Below are 20,350 nucleotides of genomic sequence, written 5' to 3' on the forward strand. Positions count from 1 at the left end.
ATTCGGAGGCGGGCCGACCGTAGATTCGGAGGCGGGCCGACCGTAGATTCGGAGGCGGGCCGACCGTAGGGCTCTGACCGCGACCGCACTGCCCGGACGCCTTGCGGCCGGGTGGGTGCCCTCTGCCGCCGACGCGGCTACGCTCAGGGATACCGGCTACCCTCGAGCGGTGTAAGGAGGTGCGCGGTGATCTATCTGTTGGCACTCATCGGGCTCGTGACAGTGGCGGTCCTGCTCTGGAAGGCGTTCGGTCCGAACACGAGGCCCGTGCTCAGCAACCGGGTGCAGGGACCCGACGACGATCCGGATTTCCTGTGGAAGGTCGATCGGGAGACCCGTCGGAAGAAGTCCGACGAACCCGACGCCGGTCCGGCGGATCCCGCCGGGTGAGCCGAAGCCGGGGTGCCGGTCGATCCGGCACCCTCGCTGTCGTTGCCTCAGCGACGATCCTGTAGCGCGAAACTGGACGCCGGGAAGTCCGACGCCACCGCGGCGGCCAGTTCGAGAAGAGCGTTGCGCGTCTTGGGACGCAGCCGCTCGAGTTCGATCTCGGCGCCCTCTTCGAGGTGCGGATCGAACGGAATCAGCCGAACCAGCCGGCACCGCTGCTCGAAATGCTCGACGACCTTCGGCAGGTCCACCTTGCCCGACCGCGGGCGCACCGCGTTGACGACGGCCACCGACCGGGACACCAGTTCGCGGTATCCGTGGGCGTCGAGCCAGTCGAGTGTCGCGGAGGCGCTGCGGGCACCGTCGACGGAGCCCGAGCTGACCACCACGAGCGCGTCGGCCTCTTCGAGGATGGTCTGCATGGCGGAATGCATCAGTCCGGTGCCGCAGTCGGTGAGGACGATGCTGTAGAACTTCTCGAGCATCGTGACGGTCCGCGAGTAGTCGTCCGCGCTGAACGCCTCCGAGACCGCCGGGTCGCTGTCGGACGCGAGCACCTCGAGCCGGTGCCTGCTTTGCGACGTGTAACTGCGGACGTCGCTGTATTTTTCGATGCTCTGCTCGTCGCGCAGCAGGTTGCGCACCGTGGCCGGGGTCTCGAGGGGAATCTTCTGACTGAGCGTGCCCCGGTCGGGGTTGGCGTCGACGGCGATGACGCGGTCGCCGCGCAGCGACGCGAACGTGGAGCCGAGGGTCGCGGTGGTGGTGGTCTTGCCCACACCGCCTTTGAGGCTCAGCAGCGCGATCTTGTAGCAACCCTGCAGCGGATGGTTGACCTGCTTGGTCAGCTCGATCCGACGCTGTTCTTTCGGGCTGTTGCCGACGTTGACGTAGCGGCCGGACAGTTGGTACAGCGCCTTGCGCCACCCCGTGGTGGGGGCCGGCTTGACCTGCTTGAGGAGCAGCGACGTCGACAGGTCGCGCGCCGACACCGCGTACTGCTGATCGGCAGTCGTGTCGTGCGGGCGACCGGCGGGTTGCTGGGCGCGAACGCGCCGGGTTGCGGCTGGGGTGCGTGCTGCACGGGCGGCGCCTGCTGCGGCGGCGTGAACGTTCCCTGCCCGGAAGCCTGCTGCGGGGCGGGGGCCTGCTGCGGGGCGGGTGCGGCGGAGGGGGCCTGGACACCGGGCTGCGCGAACGGGTTGGGACCCTGCGGCTGAACGTACGGGGCCTGCCGCGCGGCGTTCCATGCGGCGGCCGATGCGTGGTCGTCCCCGGGCGGATTCGATGCAGGCCGTACCGGCTCCCACATGCCGGCGTTGTTTTCGGACATGGCTGAACATCCCCCTCGTGAAGTCTCCATCGTCCCCACCGGATCACACCGGTCGGAGACGTCGCGGCGGAAGGATATCAGTCGGTGACTACCGTCAGTTGAGGCCCGCGTACGAGTGCAATCCCGACACCACCATGTTGATGATGAACAGGTTGAACAGCATCGCGACGAAGCCCGCCACGTTGATCCATGCGGCCTTGGTGTCGCGCCATCCCGACGTCGCGCGGGCGTGGAGGTAGGCGGCGTAGATCACCCAGGCGATGAACGACACCGTCTCCTTGGGGTCCCAGCCCCAGAATCGGCCCCAGGCGGCCTCGGCCCAGATGGCGCCGAGGATGACTCCCGCGCCGAACAGCGGGAACCCGATGATGGTGGTCTTGTACGCCAGCCGGTCCAGAGTCTGCGCGTCGGGCAGTCGCTCCGCTATCCGCGCGAACACGCCCGTTCCCTCCTCGCCGCGCGGGTACCGCATGCGCAGCAGGAACAGCAGGCTCGCGATGCCCGACACCAGGAACACGCCGGAACCGACGCTCACGATGGTGACGTGGATGGGCAGCCAGTACGACCGCAGCGCGGGCACCACGGGCGCCGCGTCCGCGTACAGCACGGTGGCGGCGAGGAACATCAGGATCAGGACGGGGACGAGCAGGAACACCCACATCGACCGGTACGCCGGCTTCGACAGGAGAGCGAGACCGACAACGAGTGCGGCCGCGCAGGCCATGGTCACGAACTCGTACATGTTGCCGAGCGGGAATCGCTCGGTGGCGAATCCGCGCAGCACGATCGACGCGAAGATCAGCACCGTGCCGACGACGAGCACGGCCGCGCCCATGCCGCCGAAGCGCTCGGACATGGGCTTCTTCGGCTGCTCGACCAGTCGGCCGGGAACCGAGGGCGCTTCGGCCGGGCGAGCGCCGGAGCCTGCCGACACGAGTTCCCGATCCTGCACGGCCTGCGCCCGGGTGGACGCGTACTGCACGATGAGCAGCACGAGTGCCAGCACCAGCACGGTGAAGGCTGATCGGAAGGCCCAGTCGCTGTACTGCGCCAGTGTCTCGTTGGTCGTCATCGTTGGCTCTCCTGCGCGTCAGGCTTCGTGTCGTCCGTGAGCAGACGGGTGCAGAGTCGGCCGAACTCGTCGCCCCAGCCGGCCTGATCGGTCCGGGCGAGTCCACCAAGCTCTACTACAGTACGTCGTGGGTCAAGATCGGAAGCGTCCGCGGGGTAGATGCGGGCCCACACGCGGCGGCGCTTGACCAGCAGCGAGACGAGCAGTCCGGCCATCATCGTCAGCGCCGACACCAGCACCCACTGCTGCGCCGGGTCGTGCGACACCTGCAGGTTCACGAAGTCCACGGCACCGTCGAACCGCACCTGGGTGCCGTCGGCCAGCGTCGAACTCTCCCCCGGTTTCAGATTCACCCGGTCCTGCTTCACGAGCCGGCCCTGGTTGATCAATTCGGTGTTCAGCGAGAACAGCGACTGCGGGTTGCCCGTATCGAGACCGGTGTCGCCCTTGTAGATGTCGATGGCGACGGCCGGGTCGTTCATCGCCGGGTAGCTCGACGCCAGCAGATTGCCGTGGAACAGCGCGGTCGGGGCGAACAGTCCCTCGATCGCGATCTGGTTCTTCCGGCGCTCGTCGGTGTCGGTGTACATGCCGCCGGGCGGGTCGAACCGCATCGCACCGCTGCTGAGGAACGTCGTCGCGTCGGCCGGCCGCCACTGCAGCGTCTCGGTGCGGGTTTCCCCGTTCGGGAACGTGACGGTGAACGTCGGCGCGTACCCGTGCCCCTGCAGATAGACGCGGTCACCCTCGACGCGGAGCGGGTGGTTGACCTGCAACTGGCCGTCCCGCCACGTGTTCGTCTCGAGGTCGTCGCCGGCCTGGTAGGCGATGTTGGACGTGAACATCTCGGCCTGACCGCTGTCGAGGTAGTCGGCCGCGAAGTCCTTGACCTTGACGCACAGCGGCGTCATACCGGTGCCGTCCTGCGTGTTGCCGGCCTTGAAGGAATCGAAGACCGCGGGCGACGTGGTGCAGAAGCCGGGACCGTTGTTGGCGACCACGATGACGTTGCCCTCGTAGCCGAACAGCTTGCCGACGGCAATCGCGACGAGCAACGCCACGAGCGACAGGTGGAAGACGAGGTTGCCGAGCTCGCGGAAGTAGCCCTTCTCCGCGGAGATGGTGATCTCGCCGTCGTGTGCGGCGCGTTCCCCGCCCTCTCGGGTCTCGACCCGCCACCCCTTCAGGTGAGTGCGGATGCGGGTGGCGAGTTCCTCCGGTGTCTCGTCGACCCGGTCCTCGTGGTGGTGCGGCAGTCGCGCGAGATTCCGCGGGGCAGGCACCGGACGGGTGCGCAGCGCCTTGGCGTGGTCGACGCAGCGCGGCAGGATGCAGCCGACGAGGGAGATGAAGAGCAGGACGTAGATCGCGGTGAACCAGAAGCTGCCGAACACGTCGAACAGCTCGAGTTTGTCCATCCACGGACCGAGGGTCGGCCGGTTCGAGATGTACTCGTCGACCTTGCCCGCGTTGAGGCTGCGCTGCGGGAGCAGGGCGCCGGGGATGGCCGCGAGGGCCAGCAGGAACAGCAGCACCAGCGCAGTGCGCATGGATGTGAGGCCACGCCAGGTGTTGCGGACGACCGCGAACGCGCGGCCCGGGAGCGATTGACGGGGCACGGGTGCGGCTTCCGGGGCCTCGGGAGTCTGGGTGTCGCTCATATAGGGAGGGTCACTTCCGAGATAAAGGCGTCGCGAACCCAGCCGACGAACTGGTCCCACGCGCCGGTGACGAGGGCGATGCCCACGGCCACCAGCATGATTCCGCCGAAGATTTGAATCGCGCGCGCGTTGCGGCGCAGCCAGCCGACACCGCGCAGCGCGCGGGACGAGCCGAGCGCCAGGATCACGAACGGCAACCCGAGGCCGAGGCAGTACGCGACGATGAGGGCCACTCCGCGGGCGGCAGTGGCACCGTCGGTGCCTGCGGCCAGGGAGATGACACCCGCCAGGGTGGGGCCGAGGCACGGGGTCCAGCCCAGCGCGAACACGGCACCGAGCAGCGGGGCCCCGGCCAGGCTGGAGATGCGGCGCGGCTCGAGCCTCGTGTCGCGCTGCAGGGCCGGGATCAGGCCGATGAACACCAGGCCCATGGCGATGGTGACCACCCCGCCGACCCGCATCAGGATGTCGCGGTTGATCGCGAGCGCCGAGATGGCGCCGAACACGGACGCGGTGGCCAGCACGAACACCACGGTGAAACCGGCGACGAACAGGGCTGCGGCGCCCGCGACCCGCAGCCGTCCGTCGGCGACCGTCTTCGTGCGGGTGGCCGCCTCCTCCGCGGTGACGGCCGGGGAGTCGGCGCCGACCACACCCGCGAGGTAGGACAGGTATCCGGGAACGAGGGGCACGACGCACGGTGACGCGAACGACACCAGGCCGGCGAGGACGCACGCGCCGAGCGCGAGCAGCAGCGGCCCGGATGCCGCGGTGGACTGGAAGGCGTCGCCGACGCCGCCGGCGAGAAGGGTAGTGCTAGTGCTCACGATTCCTGCGCCACCCGTTCGACCACCGGCTTCAGGTCCTCGGCGAGCAGTTCCTTCAGGAACACGGCGGCCACGCGGTGTTCCCGGTCGAGCACGATCGTGGTGGGGATGACGCTCGTGGGGTAGTTCTGCCCCAGCGCGATCATCGTCCGCATGGCGGGGTCGTAGATCGACGGGTACGACACCTTGTTGTCGATCACGAAGTCCTGCGCCTTGTCCTGCTGGTTGTCCCGCACGTTGATCCCGAGGAACGACACTCCCTGATCCTTGGTCTCCTCGTACACCTGCTCGAGGTCGTTCGCCTCACCCCGGCACGGGCCGCACCACTGCCCCCACACGTTGAGGACCACGACCTGCCCCTCGAAATCGTCGAGCGAGGTGGTCTTCCCGTCGGTCATCAGATCGGGTCCGGACACCGTGCCGATGGTGCCGCGGTCGGCAGGCGGGTCGTAGAAGATCTCCGTCTGCCCGCCCGGCGACACGAAGTCGAACGTGCCGCCCTGGGCCACGGCGTCGTCGCCGGACGCACACGCCGACAGCGACACCGCGGCCGTACAGATCACCGCGAGAAGCCCGGCGAAGCGCCCCCGACTCATGCCCCGGTCACCCTCGGATCCGACGCGCCCGCGGGCTCCGAGTACACGATGTCGATGAGGGTGTCGCCCTCGTAGACGAGGGACGTCAGCGACGCGAGACCGCACTGACGGTGCCGAGGGTCGTGCCACAGCCGCTCCCCCTGCAGGAACCGGCGGAGGGTCCAGACGGGGAGCTGGTGGCTGACGACGACGGCCTCGTGGCCCACCGCAGAGACGCGGGCGCTGTTGACGGCGGCCAGCATGCGGTGCGCGATCTGCAGGTACGGCTCGCCCCACGAGGGCGTGAACGGGTCGCGCAGTTTCCACCAGTGCCGGGGACGGGACAGCGCGCCGTCGCCGACGGACACCTTGAGGCCCTCGAATTCGTTGCCCGCCTCGATGAGGTTCTCGTCGGTCGCGATGTCGACGCCGTGCGCGTCGGCGATCGGAACCGCCGTCTCCTGCGCCCGCTGCAGCGGTGAGGACACAACGTGCGTGATGTCGTGCTTGGCCAGTACCGACGCCACCGCGCGGGCCTGCGCCTCACCCGTCACCGACAGCCGGAACCCGGGGAGCCTGCCGTAGAGGATTCCGCGCGGGTTGTGCACCTCGCCGTGCCGGAGCACGTGCACGATGGTGCGGGTCTGTGTGTGGTCGGGATGATCGGCTTCGGTCACGTTGCGGTTCCTCGGGTCGGGACGGGAGGGCGGGTGGGTGTCGGCGGCCGGGGTGCCGGCCGCGAGGGGGGACGTCACGTCAGGGCTGGACGGCCGCGGCGGCGGCCTTCGCGGCGTGCGGCAGGGCGTCGGCGATGATCGAGAAGGCTCTGTCGTCCATGGCGGCGGAGACGAACCACGCCTCGAACGCGCTCGGCGGCGGGTACACCCCGCGCGAGAGCAGCCCGTGGAAGAACGCCGGGAAACGCCAGGTCTGAGCGGCCTTGGCCTCGGCGTAATTGGTCACCGGGTCCTCACTGAAGAACACGCTGAGCATCGTGCCTGCGGTCTGCACCCGGTGCGGCACGCTCTCGGCGGCCAGCGCGTCGGACAGCAGGGTCCGCAGGGTGGCACTGTTGCGCTCGAGTGCGTCGTACACGCCCTGATCCGCGGCCCGCAGGCTGGCGAGCCCGGCGGCGACGGCGACGGGGTTCCCGGACAGGGTGCCCGCCTGGTAGACGGGTCCGGCCGGGGCGAGATGCGCCATGACGTCGGCGCGGCCACCGAATGCGGCGGCGGGCAGACCACCGCTCATCACCTTGCCGAACGTGTACAGGTCACCGGCGACGCCGTCGAGTCCGAACCAGCCGGCGGAGCTGACGCGGAATCCGGTCATCACCTCGTCCATGATGAGCAGCGCGCCGTTGTCGCTGGTCAGCTTCCGCAGGCCCTTGTTGAATCCGGGCTGCGGCGCCACCGCGCCCATGTTGCCCGCGGCGGCCTCGGTGATGACGCACGCGATCCGGCCCTCGTTCGCGGCGAAGGCCTGGGCGACGGCGTCGAGATCGTTGTAGGGAACGACGATGGTGTCCTCGGCCTGCGCACCCGTCACGCCGGGCGACGTCGGGAGGCCGAACGTGGCGAGCCCCGAGCCGGCGTCGGCCAGCAGCGCGTCGACGTGTCCGTGGTAGCAGCCGGAGAACTTGAGGATCTTGGTTCGGCCGGTGAATCCGCGGGCGAGGCGGACTGCGCTCATGGTGGCTTCGGTGCCGGAGTTGACCAGGCGCACCTTCTCCACCGGCGCGACACGGCCGACGATCTCCTCGGCCAGTTCGATCTCGCCCTCGGTGGGCGCCCCGAACGACAGTCCGGTGGCGGCCGCCTTCTGGACAGCCTCGACGACGGCGGGGTGCGCGTGCCCGAGGATCATCGGTCCCCAGGAACAGATGAGGTCGACGTAGTCGTTGCCGTCGACGTCGGTGAGGGTGTAGCCGGACGCTTCCTTGATGAACCGCGGGGTGCCGCCGACCGAGTGGAAGGCCCGCACCGGGGAGTTGACGCCGCCGGGGATGACCAGATCAGCCCTCTCGAAGAGCTGAGCGGAGCGGGATGCGTGCACGTCGGGGTCACCGGAGGAAACAGTCACGGCCTCCAGTGTCCCAGTTCTGTCGAATTTGCCAACGACAGGGTGTAGTGGGTGGCCAGGATCACTCTGCCCGATCCGTCGTGCCGGATGATTCCGGGACGAGCGAGGCGAACATCGCCCGCATCTCCTCGGACATTTTCATCAGTTCCACGTAGCCGCCGAGTGGGCCGCCCTCGAGGTAGGCGAACTCCATCCCGACGCCCTCGAACCGGCCCCGCTGCACCACCGGCAGTCCCCGGCGCCCGGCTTCGCCGAGGGTGGCCTCGAAGTCTTCGGGAACCCAGGCCACGTGATGGACGCCGGGACCGCTGGTCTCCAGCTGTTCTGTGTAGAGGTTGCGTCCCGACACCGGCTGGATCAGCTCGAGCTGCTGTCCGCCGGCGTATCCGAGCGACACGTGGACCACGTAGTCGGCGGGCCGCCCGCGGTATGTGCAGTGCTCGGGGCCGAAGTGCACGTCCGGGAGCCGCAACCATCGCGCGACGCCCAGCTGTTCCGTGAAGTACCGCTCCGCCGACTCGATGTCGTCGACGACCCAGCAGATCTGGAAGATCGGGCCTTCGACGAGGCTCATGCCATTTTCCCGTTGTCCACCGAGTACACGGCTCCGTGAATGGCGGACGCGTCGCCGGACGCGAGGAAGGCCACCGTCTTCGCCACGTCCTCGGGTTCCATCAGCCCTCTCGGGGAGGCCGACTTCATGACGAGCTCGAAATCGACACCGTCGGGGAACGCGAAATTGGTGACCTGGGGCGTCATCATCCCGCCCGGGCAGACGGCGTTGATCCGCAGCGGCGTGCCGGTGAACTCGAGTGCCATCGCGCGGGTGAGACCCACCAGTCCGTGCTTGGCGGCGCAGTAGCCGGCCGAGTACGCCTGCCCCTCCAGTCCGGCGACGGACGCGACGTTGACGATGTTGCCTCCGCGTTCGAGCAGATGCGGCAGCGCTGCCCGCGACAGGTAGAACGGCCCGTTCAGGTTCACGGCGAGATCGCGTGCCCAGTCTTCGTCCGTGACGTCCGCGGTGTGCCGGAGGGTGTGCGAACCGGCGACGTTGATCAGGACGTCGAGCCCGCCGAGCCCGGAGACGCAGGCTGCCACGGCCGCGCCGCATGCTTCCGGCGACGCCACGTCCGCGGGCGCACAGTGCCCCGCGGCCTCCGGTCCGGCGATCTCGATCATGGTCTGCCGCAGCGCATCCCCGTCCCGCGCGACCCCGAAGACCCGCGCTCCGCGGTCGGTGAGGAGCCGGGCGACGGCCCGCCCGAGCCCCGAGGAGGCCCCGGTGACGAGAGCGACTTTCCCTGCGAACGTTCCCCGATCCGTGTCATCCATCAGTCGATGATGCACTGCGTGCCGATCGGAGGTTCACAGATTGCCCCGCGCCGCCTGCTCGCGCTCGATGGATTCGAACAGGGCCTGGAAGTTGCCCGCCCCGAACCCGAGCGAACCGTGCCGTTCGATCAGCTCGAAGAACACGGTCGGCCGGTCGCCGAGCGGTTTGGTGAAGATCTGCAGGAGGTATCCGTCCTCGTCGCGGTCGACGAGGATTCCGCGCTTCTGCAGTTCCTCCACCGGCACCCGCACCTTCCCGATCCGGGCACGCAACTGCGGGTCCTCGTAATACGCATCGGGTGTGTTCAGGAACTCGACGCCCTCGGCCCGCAGCGCGTCCACCGTCGCGAGGATGTCTCCGGTCGCGAGGGCCAGATGCTGGCAGCCCGGCTCACCGTAGAACTCGAGATATTCGTCGATCTGCGACTTCTTCTTGCCCACCGCGGGTTCGTTGAGCGGGAACTTCACCCGGTGGTTGCCGTTCGCCACGACCTTCGACATGAGTGCCGAGTACTCCGTGGCGATGTCGTCGCCGACGAATTCGGCCATGTTCGTGAACCCCATGACCCGGTTGTAGAACCGGACCCAGTGATCCATCCGGCCCATCTCGACATTGCCGACGGCGTGGTCGAGCGCCTGGAACAACCGCGTGGGTTTACCCGGTCGCGCCGCGAAACCGCTGGTGCGCGGAACAAATCCGGGTAGGTAGGGGCCGTCGTACCGGCTGCGGTCGACGATGGTGTGCCGGGTGCTGCCATACGTGGCGATCGCCGCGAGCCGCACGGTGCCGAACTGATCGGTGGCGTCGCGCGGCTCCTCGAGAATGGTGGCCCCCTGCGAGCGTGCGTGCGCGATGCAGCGGTCGACGTCGAGAACTTCCATCGCCAGGTCCACCACGCCGTCGCCGTGGGCCCGGTGATGGTCCGCGAGCGGGCTCTTCGGATCCACGGCGCCGTGCAGCACGAACCGTGCCGAACCGGACTCGAGGACGAACGACTTGTGCGAGCGCTGACCGGTTTCCGGCCCGGCGTAGGCGACGAGGGTCATGCCCCACGTGGAGACGAAGTACTGCACGCTCTGCGTCGCGTTGCCGCACACGAAGACCACGGCATCCATCGCGACCACGGGAAACGGGTCCGACGCGTCGTCGTGTTCGACGAGCCCGACCAACTGCCGGAGCTCGTCGGTCTCCAGGTGTGCGGCCACCTCGCGGGGCGTCAGGCGAATGTCGGCGGTAGTCATACCTCACTGTGATCCAGCACACATCACTGCGCAACGGTGCTTCTTGACGCTGTTCAATCTGTACAGAATGCTGGATACAAATACGGATCGACCCTACATATTGACCAGGGACGCCATGAGTATCGATCAGCTCGACGCCGCACTGCTCGACCTGCTGCATGCCGAGCCGAAGGTCGGGGTGCTCGAGGCGTCGAGACGCCTGGGGGTGGCGCGCGGCACCGTTCAGGCCCGGCTCGATCGACTCGAACGCACCGGCGTGATCGCCAGTTCGGCGCCGACCCTCGACGCGGAGGCTCTGGGGTTTCCGGTGGTCGCGTTCGCCACCCTCGAGATAGCCCAGGGCAACGGGCACTCCGCGGTCGTCGAGCACCTCACCGCTATCCCCGAAGTACTCGAGGCACACACGATCACCGGAGCCGGCGACGTCCTGGTCCGCGTGGTGGCGCGCACCCACGCCGACCTGCAGCGGGTGATCAACTCGATCGTCGACGGGCACAACGTCCTTCGCTCGTCGACGGTCATCGCGACGCAGACCCAGATCGCCCTGCGTCACGAGCAACTCGTCCGCGCCGCGGTCCCGCCGCCAACTGTCAACGGTCCTCGGGACTCAGCTCGTCCAGCAGTGAACTGAGCAGGTAGCAGGCGTCGTCGAACCGGTCGTGGCCGACGATGCCGCCCCAGTGGTGCTCGATCTCGGCGACCCGCACCGCGGCGTCCTGCAGCGCCTGCCGTCCCCGCGCGGTCGGGACGACCAGTTTCGCCCGCCGGTCCCGCGTGTCCGGAACCCGCTCGACATACCCGAGGTCCTCGAGATCGTTGATCAGTTCGGATGCGGCGGACAGGCTCAATTCGGCGCGTGAGGCGATCTCCGTCAACCGCCGCCCGTCCCAGCCGATGTTGCCGAAGATCTGCAGATGCGGCGGGCGGATGTCGCCGTAACCGCGCTCTGCCATGGGCTCGCTCAACTCCCGGCGGAACTCGTGAAGCAAACGAACCAGCAGCTGTCCTACCGCCGGCCGATCGGACGGCAAACCTCTTGACGGCTCCATGACACAGGAGAATACTACGGTTACCGAAGTTTCGGTTTCCGAAGCAATACTCGACATCACGCACCCGGGGCATCCCATGGACACACAATCGATCACCCGGGCCATCCCGACGAGCGTCGGGAACCTCGCCGTCCACGTCACCGGCAGCGGACCGCCGACCGTGCTGTGGCACAGCCTGTTCGTCGACTCGACGACCTGGGCGCCCCTGCGCAGCCATCTGGTCGCGCACCGGCAGTTGATATCGATCGACGGACCCGGCCATGGAGCGAGTACCGCGGTGCAGCGGCGGTTCACGATGGAGGAGTGTGCGGCGGCGGCCATCGCCGTCCTCGACGCACTCGACGTCACCGAGCCCGTCGACTGGGTGGGCAACGCCTGGGGTGGACACGTCGGACTCGTCGCGGCCGCCCACACTCCCGACCGGTGCCGCACCGTGGTCACCATCGGAACACCGATCGAAGCCCTCACCCGCCGGGAGCGCGCCAGGATCGTGCCGATGGTGTGGGCCTACCGCATCGCCGGGCCGATTCCACCGCTCACAACCGCGGTGATGAACGTCCTTCTCGGCAAGGAGCTTTCACGAACGCACTCGCAACAGTTCCTAGCCGTCTCACGCACCTTCCGGCAGGCTCCGCGACGGGGCATGCACGAGGCGATGCAGTCGATCATGCTGCACCGCAAGGGGCTTGACCCTCTCATCCCCCGGATCGGGGCGCCGACGCTGATGGTCGTCCCCCGCGCAGACACGATGATCTCCATCGAGCGGGCACGGGCCGCCGCGGCGACGATGCCGCACGCCGCGGCCACCACGGTGGACGGCGCCGGCCACATCACACCACTGATCGCCGACCCTGCCGTACTCGCCGACCTGTTCACCGCCTTCTGGCACGACCCGGTGGGATACCTCGCCACGATCACCGACGGAACCGAGAGGGTCCGCTGAACATGATCGAACGCACTGCGGGAGGTAGTCGTGGGCGGACTGTTCATGGGATTGCCGTTCTGACAACGTCGGCGGACCTTCCGTGACGAGCGGCCACCCCGTGCCGGACCCCGTCGGTCCGGGGCAGGAATCGGTGTGGGACTACCCGCGCCCTCCCGCGGTCCGAGGGAGCGACGAACTGGTGGAGGTGTGGTTCGGCGGGCAACTCGTCGCACGCACACGCAACCCGCTGCGACTGCTCGAGACGAGCCACCCGCCGACGTACTACCTGCCGCGCAGGTGCTTCGCCGAGGGGGTCCTGCGTCCGATTGCCGGGAGCACCGTGTGCGAGTGGAAGGGGCGGGCCGACTATTTCGACGTCGTCGCGGGCGGACACGTCGCCGCGCGTGCGGCGTGGCACTATCCCCGACCGGTTGCCGGGTACGAATCCCTCGTCGGGTACGTGGCGGTGATGCCGGGACCGATGGACGGATGTTTCGTCGAGGGCGAGCGGGTGCGGCCACAGACCGGGGGTTTCTACGGCGGGTGGATCACCGATCGGGTGGTCGGCCCGTTCAAGGGCGGGCCCGGCACTCTCTTCTGGTGATCGACGCGACCGCGCTTCCAATGATCGCCCCGATCGTGCGGCTCACCCACCACCACTGCGGGGCTCTTCGTTCTGCCACGGCGGTAGATCGTGGACGATCAGGCCGACGAACCACGGCAGCGGAAGCGACACACCGATGATCGCCACAGCCGCCCACGGGTTGCCGGTGACTCCGTAGACCACCGCCGACAGCAGGAACGCGAGAGTCCTGCCGGACGCCACGATCACGTATTTCCGCACCCGTCGCCGATGCTGTTCCTCGAGTGACACCGACGCCGTGGTGATGCTGATCGGGTGGCGTGCGGTGCCACTCGGCGCGGAGGCCCACCAAGTGCCTGCACCTGTGACGGCGGACCGTAGTGCGTGGGAAAAGCTCACCGCACGGGAGTACCCGATACCGACCCGGTCAGTCGCGGATGCCGCTGCGAATCCAGTGCTGGATCCGCCAGATCACGTTGTACAGATTGAAGGGTGCGACATCGTAGGTGTCCCACTCCTGGCCGACATGGGCGGTCCATTCCGGGATCCGGCCACAGCAGATCTGGTGGTCGAACACGGCGAACAGGGCATTGCAGACAGCAGCACGCATCAGGTTTCTCCTGAATCGGGGCGGCCCCGGACCGGGGCTAGCCTTGGTGCGGGCTGCTGCGCATACGAGCACAGTACACGGCTGTACCGACAACACTTGTCGCAATCTGCCGACAGATCTCGCACGTCCGATGTTCCGGTCGGCCGGAGGGAGGTGACCGCAGATGCGTAGAGCAAGAATGCTTCTCGGCGGTACACCGGAGCGAGTGGCGCGGCCACGATTCCCGTCGGCTCGACCGACTCGCCTCGCCCCGAGGTCGCTGTGATCACCGGCGCCGGACGAATCGTCGTCAGCACGACGGCGCCGGCCGAATACCCACAGTCGTTGCTCCCGGGCTTCGGCACCTTCGATGTGCCCTGATCGCCGGACCTGCTCCTCGACCGACATCACGTGCCTCACGGCGACGGCTACTGTCGAGTCATGGCCACCACAGCTGACCACCTGAGAAGCACACTCGACGGACGCTGGCGGGAGGTACGCGAGCGCGTCAGGGCGGAATTGTCCGGCTCCCCCGACTTCGCGCCGCACTACACCCCCGACCTCGACGAGGCTCGCACCAAGACGCTGGCGCAGTTGCGTCTGCTCGCGAGCAACGGCTATGCCGCCGACGGATTCGCGAAAGACCACGGCGGCACCGGTGACGCCGGCGCCGCAGTGACGAGCATCGAGATGCTCGCGATGTCCGACCTGTCCCTGATGGTCAAGGCAGGCGTGCAGTGGGGACTGTTCGGCGGCGCGATCGAGAATCTCGGCACCGCGCGCCATCACGAGGCGTACGTGAAGCGTCTCGTCGACCTGGATCTGCTGGGTTGTTTCGCGATGACCGAGACGGGTCACGGCAGCGACGTGCAGGCACTCGAAACCACCGCCACGTACGACGCGGACGCCGGCGAATTCGTCATCCACTCCCCCACGCCGTCCTCGCGCAAGGACTACATCGGCGGGGCGGCGCAGCACGCGACGATGGCAGCCGTGTTCGCGCAGTTGATCACGGGCGGCGAGTCGCAGGGTGTGCACTGCTTCGTGGTGCCGATCCGTGACGAGGACGGCAACGACCTCCCCGGCGTGCACACGTCGGACTGCGGGTACAAGGGCGGGCTTCCCGGCGTCGACAACGGCCGAATCACGTTCGACCAGGTGAGAATTCCGCGGGAGAACCTTCTCAACAAGTACGCCGACGTGGAACCCGACGGCACGTACACCTCGCCGATCGACAACGCGAACCGCCGATTCTTCACGATGGTGGGCACTCTCGTGCGGGGACGCGTCACGGTGGGCGGGTCGGCCGGTGCCGCCGCCCGCGTCGCATTGTCGATCGCGACCCGATATGCATTGCAGCGCAGGCAGTTCAATGCACCGCAGGACGAGGACGAGGTGCTGCTCATGGACTACCTCGTCCACCAGCGCAGGCTGTTCCCGTTGATCGCACGGTCCTACGCTCTGCAGTTCGCCCAGAACGAGCTCGTCGCCAAGATGCACGAGATCCAGAGCAGTGCCGACGCCGACCCCCAGGAACAGCGTGAGCTCGAGGGCCGCGCCGCCGGGCTCAAGGTTGCGAACACCTGGCACGCCACCCGCGCGATCCAGGAGGCCCGTGAAGCGTGTGGCGGCGCCGGGTACATGGCCGAGAACCGTCTCACGGCGCTCAAGGCGGACACCGATGTGTTCACGACATTCGAGGGCGACAACCACGTCCTGACGCAGCTGGTGGCCAAGGAACTGCTCACGTCCTACGCGGACGAGGTACGCGGCATGAGCCCCGTCGAATGGATGCGCTTCGCGGCCACCACGGTCTCCGACGTCGTCAAGAAGCGGACCGCCGCGCAGCAGATCATCCAGACGATCCTCGACACGAGGCAGGACAACGAGGAGGACGGCAGCCTCTTCAACCGCGGCACCCAGCTGACGATGTTCGAGGACCGCGAGCAGTACCTGCTCTCGACCGCCGCCCGTCGCCTCCAGGGCGCGCAGAAGCGCGAGGAGAACCCGTTCGACGCCTTCAATTTCGTGCAGGATCACGTGCTGCACGCCGCGCAGGCCCACATCGACCGGGTCGTGCTCGAGGCGTTCGTCGCCGGCATCGACGAATGCGAGGACGACGAGGCCCGCGAACTGCTGAGCGATGTCTGCGACCTCTACGCGCTGAGCGTGATCGAGGAAGACAAGGCCTGGTTCATGGAGCACCGGCAGCTGTCGGTGGAGCGGTCGAAGGCGGTGCAGCGGGGAATCAACGAACGATGCCGGTCGCTGCGGCCGCACGCGCAGACCTTGATCGAGGGACTCGGGGTTCCCGAAGCGCTACTCGGCTCCGCGATGCTCGACGGTCCCGGGACCGACACCGTCCGCAAGACCCAGATCTTCCGGTGACGACGGCGGCTCGGCGGGTTCGCCCGCCGGGCCGGACCGCAACCGGCGCACCGAGTCGATCACCAGCAACCCGGCGACTGTCACCAGTCCGGCGGCGACGGCGATCCACGACCCCGAATACGCGGTTCCCGCGAAGGAGGGTGCACCCGGCGCCACGGGCCCGAACTCAGATGTGACCTGGGCATGGTTCCAGCACCACACGGCGGCGACGACGCCGACCATGGCGCCGATCCACTCCGCTGCCGCCACGACGGTCCCGCGGTTCATTCCGCCGACCCGCCCGCCGACTTCGCGAGCAACGACTCGAGCTGCGCGCGGAGTCCCTCGTCGTCCTTCGCCCACGCCTGCACCAGGGCGCCGCCCCGCAGTCGGAGTCCGATTCCGGTGCGTCGCCGGGGAACCGCGGACAGTTCGCCCAGACTCCGGGCCGTCTCCCACGGCTGCTGTACGTACGCCTCGGGGTCGGCGGGTGGCATGATCTTCAGGATCTCGGCGATCGGCAGATCTTCGGTGCCCTGCCGCAACGACGACGTCGTGAGTTCGACGCTGGCGTGTCTGCGGGCCGCCACCACCTGCACGTAGACGAACCCGCTGAGCAGCACCGCGAACAGCGGCAGCGCGAACCAGTGCACGACCGGGCCGGTCAGCAGTTCGATGATCAAGGCGATCAGGCAGAACACCGGACCGAACGCCACCAGCCGCCAGCGGGCGCCGGGCTCACTGAACAGGACGGCTGGTTCGCTCACACGCTCATCCTGCGACATCGTGGCCCGCGAGGAAAACGTGAGGCACGTCAGGAGAGGGCGCCCGGGATCACGACGAGCAACAGAGTCAGCAGCACGAAGGCCACGATGATCGCGAACATCAGTGCTTCCTTGCGAGACCCGTGTGCTCGATCGTCAGCGCGCATGGAGAAAAGTCCTTCGGTCGAAATGAAGTCTGCGGTCTGCCCTTGTGACGTACTTCACGGTACATCTTTATGTTTCACGAGCAAATCGAAGCTACTCGCCGGAGGGGGGCAACCTCAGAAAGTAGCTGTTGGAATCCTTGCGGTGCATCAGCACGACGGCGCCGACGGCCACCACGGCCTGGAGGATCTGCACGCCGCCGAGAGCGAGCGCGGTGCCGCTACCGTCGGATCCGATGCCGAAGAGCACCGGGACGGTCCACACCACCATCATCACGCACGCGATGGTGAGCAGCATCCGGGCCCAGTTCCGGCCCTTGCGCATGAAGTGCACGAACAGGAGAAAGAGCCCGGTGAGGATCAGGATGAGCACGACCGTCAGCCCGATACCTACGTAGAACAGCGTCTCCACGCTGTCGCGGCTCATGTCGACCTCGCCGGATGTGACGCTGGGGTTGTTCATCAGTTCGTCGACGAACGTCGACTTCTCCCCCACCACCAGAACCATCGCGGCCAATGCCTGGAGCAGACCGAGCCCGGCCACCGCCCACAGCAACTGGGCTGCGGTGCCCACGTCGACCGGTGCCGGACGTTCGGGCTTCGGCTGCGGCACCGGCGGGGGGTACGGGAAATCGTGCGGCGACGGGCTCTGCTGATGCGGAGCCTGGTGCGGCGGTGTCGGTGGCCACTGCTGGGTCATGGCACTACCGTATCCGCCGACGAGACGATCACAACCAGCCGGCCGCTTCGGTCGCCCAGTACGTCAGCACGACGTCCGCGCCTGCACGGCGGATACTGGTGAGCGATTCGAGGATCGCGGCGTCGCGGTCGATCCAGCCGTTCTGCGCGGCGGCCGTGATCATCGAATACTCACCCGAGATCTGATACGCCGCAACCGGGACGGGCGAGCGGTCCGCCGTCTCGCGCAGGACGTCAAGGTAGGACATCGCCGGCTTCACCATCACCATGTCGGCGCCCTCGTCGATGTCGAGGTCCACCTCACGCAGAGACTCCCGGCGATTGGCCGAATCCTGTTGGTACGTGCGGCGATCACCCTGCAACGACGAACCGACAGCCTCGCGGAACGGACCGTAGAACGCCGACGCGTACTTCGCCGAGTACGCGAGCTGACCGACATCGGTGTAGCCCGCGTCGTCGAGTGCCTTCCGGATGGCGGCGACCTGGCCGTCCATCATTCCGCTCGGACCGAGCAGATGCGCGCCGGCCTCGGCCTGCGCGACCGCCATGTCGACGTACCGCTGCAGCGTGAGGTCGTTGTCGACCGCACCGCTCGCGTCGAGGACACCGCAGTGACCGTGGTCGGTGAACTCGTCCAGGCAGGTGTCCGCCATGATCACCGTCGCATCGCCGACTTCGTCTGCGAGCCAGCGCAATCCGCGGTTCAGGATGCCGTCCGGATCGGACGCGCCGGACCCCTCGGCGTCCTTGTCGTCGGGACGCGGCACCCCGAAGAGCATGAGTCCGCCGAGACCCGCCTCGACCGCTTCCGTCGCCGCCCGCCGCAGCGAGTCGGGTGTGTGCTGGAAGACGCCGGGCATCGACGAGATCTCACGAGACTCGTCGATACCGTCCGCGACGAACATCGGCAACACGAGATGCCGTGGCTCGAGCGAAGTCTCGGCGACGAGACGACGCAGGGCCGGTGTCCGGCGAAGCCGTCGCGGTCGGTGGGTCGGGAACAAGGACGTGCCCTCCTTCGTCGGGCCCGTGCGCCTTTTTGGTAGTTGGAGCAACCAAAAAGGCGCACAGGCGCGCAGCGCCTATCGCCGGGCGCGGGACTTCTTGCGCGGCGGGGGTAGTGCGCCCTCGGCACGCAGGCGCGCGGCGTGCTCGGCGAGAGCCTCGACCAGCGGGCCGACCTGAGCAGACTCCGGCTGCACGTCCACGCGCAGGCCGAACTCGATGGCCGTCTCGGCGGTCTTGGGACCGATGCAGGCAACGAGGGTGCGCGCGTGCGGCTTTCCGGCGATGCCGACGAGGTTGCGGACGGTCGACGACGAGGTGAAGCAGACGGCGTCGAACCCACCGGTCTTGATCATCTCGCGGGTCTCGGCCGGCGGCGGCGCAGCCCGGACGGTGCGGTACGCGGTGACGTCGTCGATTTCCCAGCCACGTTCGCGCAGGCCCTCGGCCAGCGTCTCGGTGGCGATGTCGGCGCGGGGCAGCAGAACCCGGTTGACCGGGTCGAACACGTCGTCGTAGGGCGCGAATTCGGCCAGCAGGCCTTCGCTCGACTGCTCACCGGAGGGCACGAGTTCGGGGTTGATTCCGAACGAGCGGACCTTGGCGGCCGTGGCCTCACCGATGCAGGCGATCTTGACGCCGGAGAACGCGCGGGCGTCGAGCCCGAACTCCTCGAACTTCTCCCACACCGCACGCACCGCGTTGGTGGACGTAAAGACCACCCACTGGTAGCGGCCGTCGACGAGACCCTTCACGGACCGTTCCATCTGCGCCGGGCTGCGGGGCGGCTCGACGGCGATGGTGGGCACCTCGATCGGGATGGCACCGTGCGTGACGAGGCGGTCGCTCATTTCGCCTGCCTGATCCTTGGTGCGCGGCACCAGGACCTTCCAGCCGTACAGTGCGCGCGACTCCCACCAGGACATCTTGTTGCGCTGGGCGACGACCTTGCCGACCGTCACGACCAGCGAACCGACCAGTTCGGAACCGGCCTCGTTCAGCGTCGCGAGGGTGGCCTCGACGGTGCGCTGCTGCCGGGTGGTGCCGCGGACCGTGATGGCCGCCGGGGTCTGCGGAGCCAGGCCGTGCTCGACGAGGGCGCTCGCCGTCTCGGCCAGGTGACCCGACGTGGCGTGCAGGACCAGCGGTCCGGGTGCAGCGGCCAGGGCAGCCCAGTCGACCTCGCCGCGGACGTCGGCCTCGGTGTGTCCCGACCCCAGTGCCATGCCGGCGTAGGACGGGACGGCGGACGCGGACGGCAGGCCCGGCAGGACCTCGAACTGCACCTGGGTGCGGGCGACGGCGGTGACCTCGGCGATCACGGAGTCGGTGGTCAGCGGGTCGCCGGACACCAGACGCACGACGTCGTGGCCGTTCTTCGCCTCGTGGACGAGGGTCTTCGCGACCTCCGCCGGCTCACCCAGTGCGGGACGGACCTCGGCGAGCGGTTCGCCGGTCTCGGCGTCGACGCCCAGGTCGGTGCCCACCAGGACCGTGACGCCCCTGTCGACGTCGGGGTCGGTGAAGGCGAGGGTCGCTGCGGCAAGGACGTCCCGTGCGTGCACGGTGAGCAGTGCCGGATCGCCCGGTCCGGATCCCACGAACAGGATTCGTCCGGGGGTGTTCTTACGGACTCGGCTCATCGGTAATTCTCCAGTGCGATCATGTGTCGAGATGGGTACAGGTAG

General features: G+C 68.1%; 22 protein-coding genes and 1 pseudogene. 5 read left to right on the forward strand and 18 right to left on the reverse strand.

The window, feature by feature from the left end; all coding sequences use genetic code 11:
- The first annotated feature begins 186 nt into the window (after positions 1 to 186).
- Positions 187 to 390, forward strand: a complete 204-nt coding sequence (locus ACFVJ3_RS12875; protein WP_005252018.1) for a hypothetical protein — start codon at positions 187 to 189, stop codon at positions 388 to 390.
- A 47-nt stretch (positions 391 to 437) separates the two neighbouring features.
- On the opposite strand, the pseudogene ACFVJ3_RS12880 reads toward ACFVJ3_RS12875, so the two are convergent.
- From ACFVJ3_RS12880 to hppD, 10 genes and pseudogenes are all read right to left on the reverse strand, one after another.
- Positions 438 to 1,723 (reverse strand): annotated as a pseudogene (locus tag ACFVJ3_RS12880) (MinD/ParA family protein).
- Positions 1,724 to 1,817: 94 nt separating this feature from the next.
- The gene (gene ccsB / locus ACFVJ3_RS12885) at positions 1,818 to 2,795 is read right to left on the reverse strand and encodes a c-type cytochrome biogenesis protein CcsB (protein WP_378452398.1); all 978 of its coding nucleotides are present in this window, start codon (positions 2,793 to 2,795) and stop codon (positions 1,818 to 1,820) included.
- Entirely contained in the window at positions 2,792 to 4,456 is a 1,665-nt protein-coding gene (locus ACFVJ3_RS12890) for a cytochrome c biogenesis protein ResB (protein ID WP_378452399.1), read from the reverse strand. Before ACFVJ3_RS12890 ends, ccsB begins: the two co-directional genes overlap by 4 nt.
- Positions 4,453 to 5,283 (reverse strand): cytochrome c biogenesis CcdA family protein, encoded by an 831-nt coding sequence (locus ACFVJ3_RS12895; RefSeq protein WP_378452400.1) that lies wholly within the window; start codon positions 5,281 to 5,283, stop codon positions 4,453 to 4,455. The genes ACFVJ3_RS12890 and ACFVJ3_RS12895 overlap by 4 nt, the downstream gene beginning before the upstream one ends.
- Positions 5,280 to 5,879, reverse strand: a complete 600-nt coding sequence (locus ACFVJ3_RS12900) for a TlpA disulfide reductase family protein (RefSeq protein ID WP_378452401.1) — start codon at positions 5,877 to 5,879, stop codon at positions 5,280 to 5,282. Before ACFVJ3_RS12900 ends, ACFVJ3_RS12895 begins: the two co-directional genes overlap by 4 nt.
- On the reverse strand, positions 5,876 to 6,535 hold the full coding sequence (locus ACFVJ3_RS12905) for a histidine phosphatase family protein (RefSeq protein ID WP_378452439.1): 660 nt from the start codon (positions 6,533 to 6,535) through the stop codon (positions 5,876 to 5,878). Before ACFVJ3_RS12905 ends, ACFVJ3_RS12900 begins: the two co-directional genes overlap by 4 nt.
- A gap of 79 nt (positions 6,536 to 6,614) precedes the next feature.
- On the reverse strand, positions 6,615 to 7,940 hold the full coding sequence (gene hemL / locus ACFVJ3_RS12910; RefSeq protein ID WP_378452402.1) for a glutamate-1-semialdehyde 2,1-aminomutase: 1,326 nt from the start codon (positions 7,938 to 7,940) through the stop codon (positions 6,615 to 6,617).
- A 61-nt stretch (positions 7,941 to 8,001) separates the two neighbouring features.
- Positions 8,002 to 8,514, reverse strand: a complete 513-nt coding sequence (locus tag ACFVJ3_RS12915) for a VOC family protein (RefSeq protein ID WP_378452403.1) — start codon at positions 8,512 to 8,514, stop codon at positions 8,002 to 8,004.
- Positions 8,511 to 9,275 (reverse strand): SDR family NAD(P)-dependent oxidoreductase, encoded by a 765-nt coding sequence (locus ACFVJ3_RS12920; RefSeq protein WP_378452404.1) that lies wholly within the window; start codon positions 9,273 to 9,275, stop codon positions 8,511 to 8,513. The genes ACFVJ3_RS12915 and ACFVJ3_RS12920 overlap by 4 nt, the downstream gene beginning before the upstream one ends.
- A 33-nt stretch (positions 9,276 to 9,308) precedes the next feature.
- On the reverse strand, positions 9,309 to 10,517 hold the full coding sequence (gene hppD / locus ACFVJ3_RS12925; RefSeq protein WP_378452405.1) for a 4-hydroxyphenylpyruvate dioxygenase: 1,209 nt from the start codon (positions 10,515 to 10,517) through the stop codon (positions 9,309 to 9,311).
- 115 nt (positions 10,518 to 10,632) lie between these two features.
- Between hppD and ACFVJ3_RS12930 the strand changes: the two genes are divergently transcribed.
- Positions 10,633 to 11,148: an Lrp/AsnC family transcriptional regulator gene (locus tag ACFVJ3_RS12930; RefSeq protein WP_378452406.1), complete on the forward strand. Its 516-nt coding sequence runs from the start codon at positions 10,633 to 10,635 to the stop codon at positions 11,146 to 11,148.
- Here ACFVJ3_RS12930 and ACFVJ3_RS12935 read toward each other — a convergent pair.
- Positions 11,108 to 11,566 carry a MarR family winged helix-turn-helix transcriptional regulator gene (locus ACFVJ3_RS12935; protein ID WP_378452407.1) on the reverse strand — a complete coding sequence of 153 codons (459 nt, stop codon included), beginning with the start codon at positions 11,564 to 11,566 and terminating at the stop codon, positions 11,108 to 11,110. The two genes, ACFVJ3_RS12930 and ACFVJ3_RS12935, sit on opposite strands and share 41 nt — an antisense overlap.
- Before the next feature lie 76 nt (positions 11,567 to 11,642).
- On the opposite strand from ACFVJ3_RS12935, the gene ACFVJ3_RS12940 reads away from it, so the two are divergent.
- Complete coding sequence (locus ACFVJ3_RS12940) at positions 11,643 to 12,509, forward strand: alpha/beta fold hydrolase (protein ID WP_378452408.1); 867 nt, start codon at positions 11,643 to 11,645, stop codon at positions 12,507 to 12,509.
- A gap of 82 nt (positions 12,510 to 12,591) precedes the next feature.
- Positions 12,592 to 13,095, forward strand: coding sequence for a DUF427 domain-containing protein (locus ACFVJ3_RS12945; RefSeq protein WP_378452409.1), 504 nt, complete (start codon positions 12,592 to 12,594; stop codon positions 13,093 to 13,095).
- 42 nt (positions 13,096 to 13,137) lie between these two features.
- On the opposite strand, the gene ACFVJ3_RS12950 is transcribed toward ACFVJ3_RS12945, so the two are convergent.
- Together ACFVJ3_RS12950 and ACFVJ3_RS12955 are read right to left on the reverse strand one after the other, a co-directional pair.
- A complete protein-coding gene (locus ACFVJ3_RS12950) occupies positions 13,138 to 13,473 on the reverse strand; it encodes a DUF3099 domain-containing protein (RefSeq protein WP_378452410.1) in 336 nt (111 codons plus the stop codon).
- A 28-nt stretch (positions 13,474 to 13,501) separates the two neighbouring features.
- Entirely contained in the window at positions 13,502 to 13,684 is a 183-nt protein-coding gene (locus ACFVJ3_RS12955; protein ID WP_378452411.1) for a hypothetical protein, read from the reverse strand.
- 420 nt (positions 13,685 to 14,104) lie between these two features.
- Here ACFVJ3_RS12955 and ACFVJ3_RS12960 point away from each other — a divergent pair, with 420 nt between their 5' ends.
- A complete protein-coding gene (locus ACFVJ3_RS12960; protein WP_378452412.1) occupies positions 14,105 to 16,051 on the forward strand; it encodes an acyl-CoA dehydrogenase in 1,947 nt (648 codons plus the stop codon).
- On the opposite strand, the gene ACFVJ3_RS12965 is transcribed toward ACFVJ3_RS12960, so the two are convergent.
- From ACFVJ3_RS12965 to ACFVJ3_RS12985, 5 genes are all read right to left on the reverse strand, one after another.
- The gene (locus ACFVJ3_RS12965; RefSeq protein ID WP_378452413.1) at positions 15,983 to 16,318 is read right to left on the reverse strand and encodes a hypothetical protein; all 336 of its coding nucleotides are present in this window, start codon (positions 16,316 to 16,318) and stop codon (positions 15,983 to 15,985) included. The two genes, ACFVJ3_RS12960 and ACFVJ3_RS12965, sit on opposite strands and share 69 nt — an antisense overlap.
- Positions 16,315 to 16,797 carry a hypothetical protein gene (locus ACFVJ3_RS12970; protein WP_378452414.1) on the reverse strand — a complete coding sequence of 161 codons (483 nt, stop codon included), beginning with the start codon at positions 16,795 to 16,797 and terminating at the stop codon, positions 16,315 to 16,317. The genes ACFVJ3_RS12965 and ACFVJ3_RS12970 overlap by 4 nt, the downstream gene beginning before the upstream one ends.
- A gap of 255 nt (positions 16,798 to 17,052) precedes the next feature.
- Entirely contained in the window at positions 17,053 to 17,658 is a 606-nt protein-coding gene (locus ACFVJ3_RS12975; RefSeq protein ID WP_378452415.1) for a hypothetical protein, read from the reverse strand.
- Between the two features lie 28 nt (positions 17,659 to 17,686).
- A complete protein-coding gene (gene hemB, locus ACFVJ3_RS12980; protein WP_378452416.1) occupies positions 17,687 to 18,661 on the reverse strand; it encodes a porphobilinogen synthase in 975 nt (324 codons plus the stop codon).
- Positions 18,662 to 18,739: 78 nt separating this feature from the next.
- Positions 18,740 to 20,305, reverse strand: a complete 1,566-nt coding sequence (locus ACFVJ3_RS12985; protein ID WP_378452417.1) for a uroporphyrinogen-III synthase — start codon at positions 20,303 to 20,305, stop codon at positions 18,740 to 18,742.
- Between the last annotated feature and the right edge of the window lie 45 nt (positions 20,306 to 20,350).

This window comes from Rhodococcus sp. NPDC127593 (assembly GCF_042671975.1).
GTDB lineage: Bacteria > Actinomycetota > Actinomycetes > Mycobacteriales > Mycobacteriaceae > Rhodococcus_F.

What these genes read in the sequence shown, in the direction of transcription:
- ACFVJ3_RS12960 (WP_378452412.1), top strand. Translation starts at nt 14,105, where the DNA reads ATGGCCACCACAGCTGACCACCTGAGAAGCACACTCGACGGACGCTGG.
- hppD (WP_378452405.1), bottom strand. Translation starts at nt 10,517, where the DNA reads ATGACTACCGCCGACATTCGCCTGACGCCCCGCGAGGTGGCCGCACAC.
- ACFVJ3_RS12935 (WP_378452407.1), bottom strand. Translation starts at nt 11,566, where the DNA reads ATGGAGCCGTCAAGAGGTTTGCCGTCCGATCGGCCGGCGGTAGGACAG.
- ACFVJ3_RS12955 (WP_378452411.1), bottom strand. Translation starts at nt 13,684, where the DNA reads ATGCGTGCTGCTGTCTGCAATGCCCTGTTCGCCGTGTTCGACCACCAG.
- ACFVJ3_RS12920 (WP_378452404.1), bottom strand. Translation starts at nt 9,275, where the DNA reads ATGGATGACACGGATCGGGGAACGTTCGCAGGGAAAGTCGCTCTCGTC.
- ACFVJ3_RS12940 (WP_378452408.1), top strand. Translation starts at nt 11,643, where the DNA reads ATGGACACACAATCGATCACCCGGGCCATCCCGACGAGCGTCGGGAAC.
- ccsB (WP_378452398.1), bottom strand. Translation starts at nt 2,795, where the DNA reads ATGACGACCAACGAGACACTGGCGCAGTACAGCGACTGGGCCTTCCGA.
- ACFVJ3_RS12930 (WP_378452406.1), top strand. Translation starts at nt 10,633, where the DNA reads ATGAGTATCGATCAGCTCGACGCCGCACTGCTCGACCTGCTGCATGCC.
- ACFVJ3_RS12915 (WP_378452403.1), bottom strand. Translation starts at nt 8,514, where the DNA reads ATGAGCCTCGTCGAAGGCCCGATCTTCCAGATCTGCTGGGTCGTCGAC.
- ACFVJ3_RS12900 (WP_378452401.1), bottom strand. Translation starts at nt 5,879, where the DNA reads ATGAGTCGGGGGCGCTTCGCCGGGCTTCTCGCGGTGATCTGTACGGCC.
- ACFVJ3_RS12890 (WP_378452399.1), bottom strand. Translation starts at nt 4,456, where the DNA reads ATGAGCGACACCCAGACTCCCGAGGCCCCGGAAGCCGCACCCGTGCCC.
- ACFVJ3_RS12985 (WP_378452417.1), bottom strand. Translation starts at nt 20,305, where the DNA reads ATGAGCCGAGTCCGTAAGAACACCCCCGGACGAATCCTGTTCGTGGGA.
- ACFVJ3_RS12965 (WP_378452413.1), bottom strand. Translation starts at nt 16,318, where the DNA reads ATGAACCGCGGGACCGTCGTGGCGGCAGCGGAGTGGATCGGCGCCATG.
- ACFVJ3_RS12975 (WP_378452415.1), bottom strand. Translation starts at nt 17,658, where the DNA reads ATGACCCAGCAGTGGCCACCGACACCGCCGCACCAGGCTCCGCATCAG.